The sequence below is a fragment of the Streptomyces sp. 15-116A genome, from assembly GCF_025290915.1.
Lineage (GTDB): Bacteria > Actinomycetota > Actinomycetes > Streptomycetales > Streptomycetaceae > Streptomyces.
Genome location: NZ_JAOCQE010000277.1, coordinates 1 through 7,944 on the forward strand (window position 1 = coordinate 1; position 7,944 = coordinate 7,944).

The 7,944-nt window shown below is 72.5% G+C and carries 8 protein-coding genes and 2 pseudogenes; 6 read left to right on the forward strand and 4 right to left on the reverse strand.

The window, feature by feature from the left end; genetic code table 11:
* Positions 1-228, reverse strand: a pseudogene (locus tag N4P33_RS29415) (glycosyltransferase); the annotation flags it as partial.
* A gap of 112 nt (positions 229-340) precedes the next feature.
* Between N4P33_RS29415 and N4P33_RS29420 the strand changes: the two are divergent.
* Entirely contained in the window at positions 341-1,072 is a 732-nt protein-coding gene (locus N4P33_RS29420) for a response regulator transcription factor (RefSeq protein WP_260829970.1), read from the forward strand.
* A 2-nt stretch (positions 1,073-1,074) separates the two neighbouring features.
* Complete coding sequence (locus tag N4P33_RS29425; RefSeq protein ID WP_260829973.1) at positions 1,075-2,187, forward strand: sensor histidine kinase KdpD; 1,113 nt, start codon at positions 1,075-1,077, stop codon at positions 2,185-2,187.
* A 30-nt stretch (positions 2,188-2,217) separates the two neighbouring features.
* Here the strand turns inward: N4P33_RS29425 and N4P33_RS29430 are convergent, their stop codons facing one another.
* Complete coding sequence (locus tag N4P33_RS29430; RefSeq protein WP_260829975.1) at positions 2,218-3,219, reverse strand: NAD(P)-dependent oxidoreductase; 1,002 nt, start codon at positions 3,217-3,219, stop codon at positions 2,218-2,220.
* 193 nt (positions 3,220-3,412) lie between these two features.
* On the opposite strand from N4P33_RS29430, the gene N4P33_RS29435 reads away from it, so the two are divergent.
* The 4 genes from N4P33_RS29435 to N4P33_RS29450 all read left to right on the forward strand — a co-directional run bounded on the left by N4P33_RS29435 (position 3,413) and on the right by N4P33_RS29450 (position 6,948).
* Positions 3,413-4,555 carry an ABC transporter ATP-binding protein gene (locus N4P33_RS29435; RefSeq protein ID WP_260829976.1) on the forward strand — a complete coding sequence of 381 codons (1,143 nt, stop codon included), beginning with the start codon at positions 3,413-3,415 and terminating at the stop codon, positions 4,553-4,555.
* Entirely contained in the window at positions 4,552-5,256 is a 705-nt protein-coding gene (locus N4P33_RS29440) for an ABC transporter permease (protein WP_260829978.1), read from the forward strand. The genes N4P33_RS29435 and N4P33_RS29440 overlap by 4 nt, the downstream gene beginning before the upstream one ends.
* Complete coding sequence (locus N4P33_RS29445) at positions 5,253-5,918, forward strand: ABC transporter permease (protein ID WP_260829980.1); 666 nt, start codon at positions 5,253-5,255, stop codon at positions 5,916-5,918. The genes N4P33_RS29440 and N4P33_RS29445 overlap by 4 nt, the downstream gene beginning before the upstream one ends.
* A gap of 67 nt (positions 5,919-5,985) precedes the next feature.
* Positions 5,986-6,948, forward strand: a complete 963-nt coding sequence (locus N4P33_RS29450; protein ID WP_260829982.1) for an ABC transporter substrate-binding protein — start codon at positions 5,986-5,988, stop codon at positions 6,946-6,948.
* A 33-nt stretch (positions 6,949-6,981) separates the two neighbouring features.
* Here N4P33_RS29450 and N4P33_RS29455 read toward each other — a convergent pair whose 3' ends face one another.
* The gene (locus N4P33_RS29455; protein WP_260829984.1) at positions 6,982-7,413 is read right to left on the reverse strand and encodes a roadblock/LC7 domain-containing protein; all 432 of its coding nucleotides are present in this window, start codon (positions 7,411-7,413) and stop codon (positions 6,982-6,984) included.
* Positions 7,414-7,524: 111 nt separating this feature from the next.
* A pseudogene (locus N4P33_RS29460) lies at positions 7,525-7,944 on the reverse strand (histidine kinase); the annotation flags it as partial.

The window sequence follows — 7,944 nt, forward strand, 5'->3', positions numbered from 1 at the left end:
GCCGAAGCCGCGCCGCTCCTCGCGCACGACCGTCGCGCCGAGCGCGCGGGCGATCCGGTCCGAGCCGTCGCGGGAGCCGTTGTCCACGACGATCGCGCGCCAGCCGGGCGGGATGCGCCCGAGCACCCACGGCAGCGCGCCGGCCTCGTCGAGGCAGGGGAGCACGACGTCCACGGGGGCCGCGACGGACGTGCCGGACGGGTCGGGGCCGTTGAAGGAGGAGGTCACGGCTCTCACCCTACGAAGGTGAAACGGGTATATCGGACTTCGGCTCCTTACGAAACTCGGACGTCGGCGCCCGGCTGCGGCGCTTTCGCGCGCGTGGTGCGAGGCTGGCCGCATGGAGCAGCAACAGCAGGCCGCGCGGGCCGGGGCCAGGGTCCTCGTCGTCGACGACGACCCCACCGTCGCGGAGATCGTCTCGGGCTATCTGGACCGTGCCGGCTATGTCGTCGACCGCGCGGGCGACGGCCCCGACGCCCTCGCCCGGGCCGCCGCGCACCGGCCCGACCTCGTCGTCCTGGACCTGATGCTGCCCGGAATGGACGGCCTGGAGGTGTGTCGCAGGATGCGCGGCCAGGGGCCCGTGCCGGTGATCATGCTCACCGCGCGCGGTGACGAGGACGACCGCATCCTCGGGCTGGAGGTCGGCGCCGACGACTACGTCACCAAGCCGTTCAGCCCCCGCGAGCTGGTCCTGCGCGTGGAGTCCGTGCTGCGCCGCACCCGCCCGGCGCCCTCGCCGGCCGGAGTGCTGCGCGCGGCCGGCCTGTCGGTCGACCCCGCCGCCCGCCGTGCCCACAAGAACGGCACGGAACTCGCCCTGACCATCCGGGAGTTCGACCTCCTCGCGTTCTTCCTGCGCAACCCCGGGCGGGCCTTCGCGCGCGAGGAGCTGATGCACGAGGTGTGGGGCTGGGACTTCGGCGACCTGTCCACCGTCACCGTCCATGTGCGGCGGCTGCGCGGCAAGGTCGAGGACGACCCGGCGCGGCCCCGGCTGATCCAGACGGTGTGGGGCGTCGGCTACCGCTTCGACGCCTCCGCCGCCCCAGTCACCGGGGAGGACTGACCATGCGCGACACCCTCCTCATCGCCCTGTTCGCCTTCCTCGGCGCCGCCGCGGCCGGACTGCTCGGCGCGTGTGTGCTGCTGCTCATCCGCCGGCGCTCGCTGACCGCGCACCTCACGGTGGTCGCCGCCGTCGCCGTGACCGCGATGCTCGCGGGCACCCTGGCGGTCGCCCAGGCGATGTTCCTGTCGGCGCACGACCTCACCGTCGTCACCACGGTCGTCGCCATGGCCGCCGTGGTGTCCCTGGCGACCGCGCTGCTGCTGGGCCGCTGGGTCGTCGCCCGCAGCCGCGACCTCGCGCGCGCCGCCCGCTCTTTCGGCGACGGCGGCGACTTCGCCGCGCCGGACGGCCCCGCGACCGCGGAACTCGCCGCGCTCAGCCGGGAGCTGGAGGCCACCAGCCGCCGGCTCGCCGAGTCGCGCGACCGTGAGCGGGCCCTGGAGACCTCCCGGCGGGAACTCGTCGCCTGGATCTCCCACGACCTGCGCACCCCGCTCGCCGGGCTGCGCGCGATGGCCGAGGCGCTGGAGGACGGCGTCGCCGCCGACCCCGACCGCTACCTCAAGCAGATCCGCACCGAGGTGGAACGCCTCAACGACATGGTCGGCGACCTCTTCGAACTCTCCCGCATCCACGCGGGCACGCTGACGCTCTCGCTCTCCCGGATGTCCCTGTACGACCTGGTCGGCGACGCCCTCGCCGGCGCGGACCCGCTCGCCCGTGAGCACGGCGTACGGCTCGTCGGGGACCGGGTGGAGTCGGTGCCGGTGGAGGTGGACGGGCGGGAGATGAGCCGGGTGCTGGGCAATCTGCTGGTCAACGCGATCCGCCGGACGCCCGCGGACGGTACGGTCGCCGTCGCCGCCGAACGCTCGGAGGAGGGCGTGGTGCTGTCGGTGACGGACAGCTGCGGCGGCATCCCGGAGGAGGACCTGCCCCGTGTCTTCGACACCGGCTGGCGCGGCACCCACGCCCGCACCCCGCCGGCCGGCGCGGGCCTCGGCCTCGCCATCGTCCGCGGCATCGTGGAGGCTCACCGAGGCACCACCACCGTCCACAACGTCACCGGCGGCTGCCGCTTCGAGGTACGGCTACCGACGGCGGAGGGCTGAACAGCGTCCGCGGCCGGGCTCCCGACGAGGTCAGTCGCCCCTCAACCCCGCAGCCGCGAACTCCCGCATCCCCTCCTCGAAACCCACCTCCGGCTTCCAGCCCAGCTCGGTCCGCAGGCGGGCCGAGTCGGCGGTGATGTGGCGGACGTCGCCCAGGCGGTACTCGCCGGTGACGACCGGCTCGGGGCCGCCGTACGCCGTGGCGAGGGCACGGGCCATCTCGGCGACCGTGTGCGGGGTGCCGCTGCCGGTGTTGTAGGGCGTGAGCGTGCCGGGCGCCGACTCCGCCTCCAGCGCTGCCACGTTCGCCGCGGCCACGTCCCGCACGTGCACGAAGTCCCGGCGCTGACGGCCGTCCTCGAACACGCGCGGTGCCTCCCCGCGGGCCAGGGCCGAGCGGAAGAAGGAGGCGACGCCCGCGTACGGGGTGTCGCGGGGCATCCGGGGGCCGTACACGTTGTGGTAGCGCAGCGACACCGCCGCTCCGCCCGTGCAGCGGGCCCAGGCCGCCGCCAGATGCTCCTGCGCCAGCTTCGTCGTCGCGTACACATTGCGCGGGTCGACGGGTGCGTCCTCGCCGACCAGCCCGGGTTCCAGTTCCGCCCCGCACCGAGGGCAGACGGGTTCGAACCGCCCGGCGTCCAGATCGGCGACCGCCCGCGGGCCCGGCCGCACGACACCGTGCACGGAACACACGTAGCGGCCCTCGCCGTACACGACCATCGAACCGGCCAGCACCAGCCGCCCCACGCCCGTCTCCGCCATCGCCGCCAGCAGCACCGCCGTACCCAGGTCGTTGTGGGAGACGTACTCGGGCGCGTCGCCGAAGCCCGTGCCGAGCCCGACCTTCGCCGCCTGATGGCACACCGCGTCGACGCCGGACAGCGCGCGGCGCACCGCGTCCGGGTCGCGCACGTCGGCGGCCGGATCGTCACGGACGTCGTGGACGACCACGTCGTGCCCGCGGGCCCTGAGCGCCTCGACGACATGGGACCCGATGAACCCGGCACCGCCGGTGACCAGTACACGCATGCGCCCACGCTAGGCCCGCGCCGGCGCCCGGCAGCAGGGCCACGCCCCGCACGTCACCGGTCCGTAAGACCGGCCTCCCGCCCCGGCCCGGACACCGTCCCTCCGGGGTGTTGTCGGAGGCGGCGTCTAGACTCGACCGGCGACAGAGCGCGCGACCTGGCCAGTTTCCGCCATCCGAAGGGCATGCGGCGTCTTGATACGGATCGATTCAGTCACGAAGCGGTACCCGGACGGCACGGTGGCGGTCGACCGGCTGTCGCTGGAGATTCCCGACCGCTCGATCACCGTCCTCGTCGGACCCTCGGGCTGCGGCAAGACCACCACGCTCCGCATGATCAACCGCATGGTCGAACCCACCGAGGGCACCATCACGCTCGACGGCGAGGACATCCAGCGGCAACCGGTCACCACGCTGCGCCGGTCCATGGGATACGTCATCCAGAACGCCGGGCTCTTCCAGCACCGCACGATCGTCGACAACATCGCCACCGTGCCCCGCATGCTGGGCTGGGGCAAGCAGAAGTCCCGTGCCCGTGCAGCCGAGTTGATGGAGCGCGTGGGGCTGGACACCGCGCTCGCGGGGCGCTACCCCTACCAGCTGTCCGGCGGCCAGCAGCAGCGCGTCGGGGTGGCGCGGGCGCTCGCCGCCGATCCGCCGGTGCTGCTGATGGACGAGCCGTTCTCGGCCGTCGACCCCGTGGTGCGCAAAGGGCTTCAGGACGAACTGCTGCGGCTGCAGGACGAGTTGGGCAAGACCATCGTCTTCGTCACCCACGACATCGACGAGGCGATCAAGCTGGGCACGATGGTCGCCGTGCTGCGCGAAGGCGGCCGGCTCGCCCAGTACGCCCCGCCCGCCGAGCTGCTCTCCGCACCCGCCGACGGTTTCGTCGAGGACTTCCTCGGCGCCGACCGCGGCATCCGCCGCCTCTCCTTCTTCCCCTCCGCCACCCTGGAGTTGACCACCGACGCGGTGATCCCGGCGGACGCCGGCGCCGAGCGCGTCGCCGCCTCCGGCGCCCCGCACCTGCTGGTGACCGACGCCGACGGACGCCCGCTCGGCTGGACCGACCGGCGCGCGGCCAGCGCCGGGACCATCGACACCGGCCAACTCGTGCCCCACGGCCGGCCGTTCGTGCCCGGCACCGACTCGCTCCGGGTCGCCCTCGACTGCGCCGTGCTCTCGCCCACGAGCTGGGCCGTCGCCGTGGACGACACCGGCCGGGTGACCGGCGTGGTCTCCCAGCAGACCATCGCCGACGCCATCCGCGCCGCGCACACCGAGGACCGTACGAGCGCGGACGGCCGCAGCGACAAGGCCGAGGTCGCCCCGTGAACGGCTTCTTCGACATCCCCAGCGACCTCCAGCACAGCTGGCTCGGACTCGTCGGCCTCCATGTGCGCGAGGCGTTGCTGCCGGTGGCCGCCGGCCTGCTGCTCGCCCTGCCCGTCGCCCAGCTGTGCGTGCGCCTGCGCTGGCTGTACGCACCGGTGCTCGGCGTGACGACCGTCCTGTACGCCATCCCCTCGCTGGCCTTCTTCGTCGTCCTCATCGACTACACCGGCCAGACCGAACTCACCGTGATGATCCCGCTGGCCGTGTACAGCCTGGTGGTGCTGGTCCCGGCGATCGTCGACGCCGTGCGCTCGGTGCCGCAGGAGACGCTCGCCGCCGCCACCGCCATGGGCTTCGGCCCCGTACGCCGGTATCTGCAGGTGCAGTTGCCGATCGCCGCGCCCGCCGTCATCGCCGGCCTGCGCGTGGCCACCGCCTCCAGCATCTCCCTGGTCAGCGTCGGCGCCCTGATCGGCAACCAGGGCGCCCTCGGCAATCTGCTCGCCGCCGCGCAGAAGTACGACCGGCCCGAACTCGCCGTCAACTCCGTACTGACCACGGCCGCGCTGGCGATCCTCTGCGACGCGCTGCTGGTGCTGCTGCGGAGGGTGCTCACCCCGTGGATGCCGCGCGGCTCGCACGGGCGGCCGAGAGCCGCGGTCACACGGGAGCGGCCCGAACCGGAGGTCGCCGCCCGGTGAACGTCCTCGACTTCGTCAACGCCTTCTTCAGCGACAGCGCCCACTGGCAGGGCTACGACGGCATCCCGCAACGCCTCCTCGAACACGTCCAGTACACGCTGCTGGCCCTCGCCATGGCCGCCGCGATCGGCCTGCCCGCGGGCCTGCTCACCGGCCACACCGGGCGCGGCGGGAACGCCATCGCCTTCATCGCCACCGCCGCCCGCGCCCTGCCCAGCTTCGGCCTGCTGGTCCTCATCGTCGTCATGATGGGCTTCGGACTGCTGCCCGTGATGATCCCGCTGGTCGTCCTCGCCGTCCCGCCGATCCTCGTCACCACCTACGAGGCGGTCCGCTCCGTCGACCCCGCGCCCGTGGACGCCGCCCGCGGCATGGGCATGCACGAGTCACGGATCCTCTTCCAGGTCGAACTCCCGGTCGCGCTCCCGCTGATCCTCAGCGGGCTGCGCTCGGCGGCCATCCAGATCGTGTCGACGGCCACCATCGCCGCGTACGTCTCCCTCGGCGGACTCGGCCGCTACATCGTCGACGGTCTCTACCAGCGGGACTACGAGAAGGTGGTCGGCGGCGCCACCCTGGTCGCCTTTCTCGCGCTCGTCACCATCGCCGTGTTCTGGGCGGCGGGACGGCTGGCGGTGTCACCCGGGGTGCGCAGACGCTGAACCACCGTCAGAAACCGTAACGTGGAGATTCTTGACTGATCACAAAGCGGCTGGATTGGATCGGTGAATGACTTCTACCGCCACCGCGCACAACAGCAGGTCCAGGACGAGGCACACCGGCGCGGCGGCCGTCGCGCTCACCGCCGCGGCGGCACTGCTCGCGGGCTGTGGTTCCGAGGACACCTCCGACAACCCGCTGGCCGGGGAGAAGGCCGAGGCCGGCACCGTCGTCGTCGGCTCCAACAACTTCGCCGAGAGCACCCTGCTCGCCGACATCTACGGCGAGGCCCTGAAGGCCAAGGGCATCAAGGTCACCTACAAGCACAACATCGGCAGCCGCGAGACGACCTACGGCCTGATGAAGAACGGCACCATCACCGTTCTGCCCGAGTACAACGGCTCGCTGCTCGCCTACCTCGACCCCGACGCCGAGCAGAAGTCCGCCGAGGCGGTGAACTCCGCCGTCAAGGCCAAGCTGGACAAGAAACTGACGCTGCTGGAGTCCTCGCCGGCCGAGGACAAGGACTCGGTGAGCGTCAACGCCGAGACCGCGAAGAAGTACAAGCTCACCTCCTCGTCCACGCTCGCCGACCTCAAGGACATCGCACCGGAGCTGGTGATCGGCGGCTCGCCCGAGTTCCAGACCCGGCACCAGGGGCTCGAGGGCCTGAAGTCCGTCTACGGCCTGGAGTTCAAGTCCTTCAAGGCGCTCGACGCGGGCGGCCCGCTGACCCAGGAGGCGCTGACCCGCAACACCGTGCAGGCGGCGGACATCTTCACCACCGACCCGACCATCGTCAAGGAGAAGTTCGTCGTCCTGAAGGACCCGGAGAACCTCTTCGGCTTCGCCAACGTGACCCCGCTGGTCAACAAGGACGGGCTCTCCAAGGAGGGCGTCGACGCGCTCGACGCGGTGTCCGCGAAGCTCGACACCAAGACCCTGCTCGACCTGGACGCGCAGGTGCAGCTGGAGAAGAAGGACCCGCTGGACGTGGCGCGGGCCTGGCTGAAGTCGGCCGGACTGAGCTGACGCGGGGCTCCTGATGAGCGTGAAGCGTTCACCTCACGCGCCGGGGCCGGCGCCTGGGCCGGCCGTGCCGCGTGGGGCCGCGCCGAGGTGCTCGCCGATCTTCTTCACCAGCATGTTCATCTGGTACGCGACGACGCCGACGTCGGCGTCGGGTCCGGTGAGCACGACGAGGTGGGCGCCGGGGCCCGCCGAGGTGAGGATGAGATAGCTGTTGGCCATCTCGATGAGCGCCTGGCGCACCGGGCCGCCGCGGAAGTCCATGCTGACGCCCCTGCTGAGGCTCATCAGCCCGGAGGCGGTCGCCGCGAGCCGCTCCGCGTCGTCCCGCGGAAACCCGGTGGACTTGCTCACCACCAGCCCGTCCTCGGACAGCACGACGGCCTGGTTCACCTCGGCGACCCGCTCCACGAGTCCGGTCAGCAACTGATCCACCTTGGTGTTCGTGGCGGGAACGGGGCGTGTCATGGCGGCGGTCCTTCGGTGGTGTCGGCGGGGGGTTGTTCGTCGGCGGTCGATGGTGAACGGGTGAGTCGCCGGAGGTTGTGCGGCGGGTGGCCGGGATGGTGCGGCGGGTGGTCAGCGGTCGGCCGGTGGGGGAGCGGGTTCGGAAGAGGCGACGGGCACGGGCGCGTGGGCGACCGAGTCCGCGCTGTCGCACGGCGGCCCGTGAGAGGCGGCGGCCTCGTCCTCGCGAGCCCGGAGTGTGCCGCGCTGGAAGCCGGCGAGTGAGGAAGCCGCGCGTTCCGGAGTGAAGTCGTCCAAGCCGTCTTCCTCGATGGCCGCCGGCGCCTCGTCGCACAGCTCCGCGACCAGGCTGGTCCGCGGCACCCGCCGGGGAAGCGGGGTGAGCCCTTTCCCGCCCGGAGCAGGCTCGGCGGGGGTACCGGATGCCGTGGAGCCGTTCCGCCCGGCGGCCCCGCACGCGGCGCCGTAGCCGGACCGGGGGCCGGCGCGGTGCGTGCCCACCACGCCCGGGACGACCGGCTCCCCGGTGCC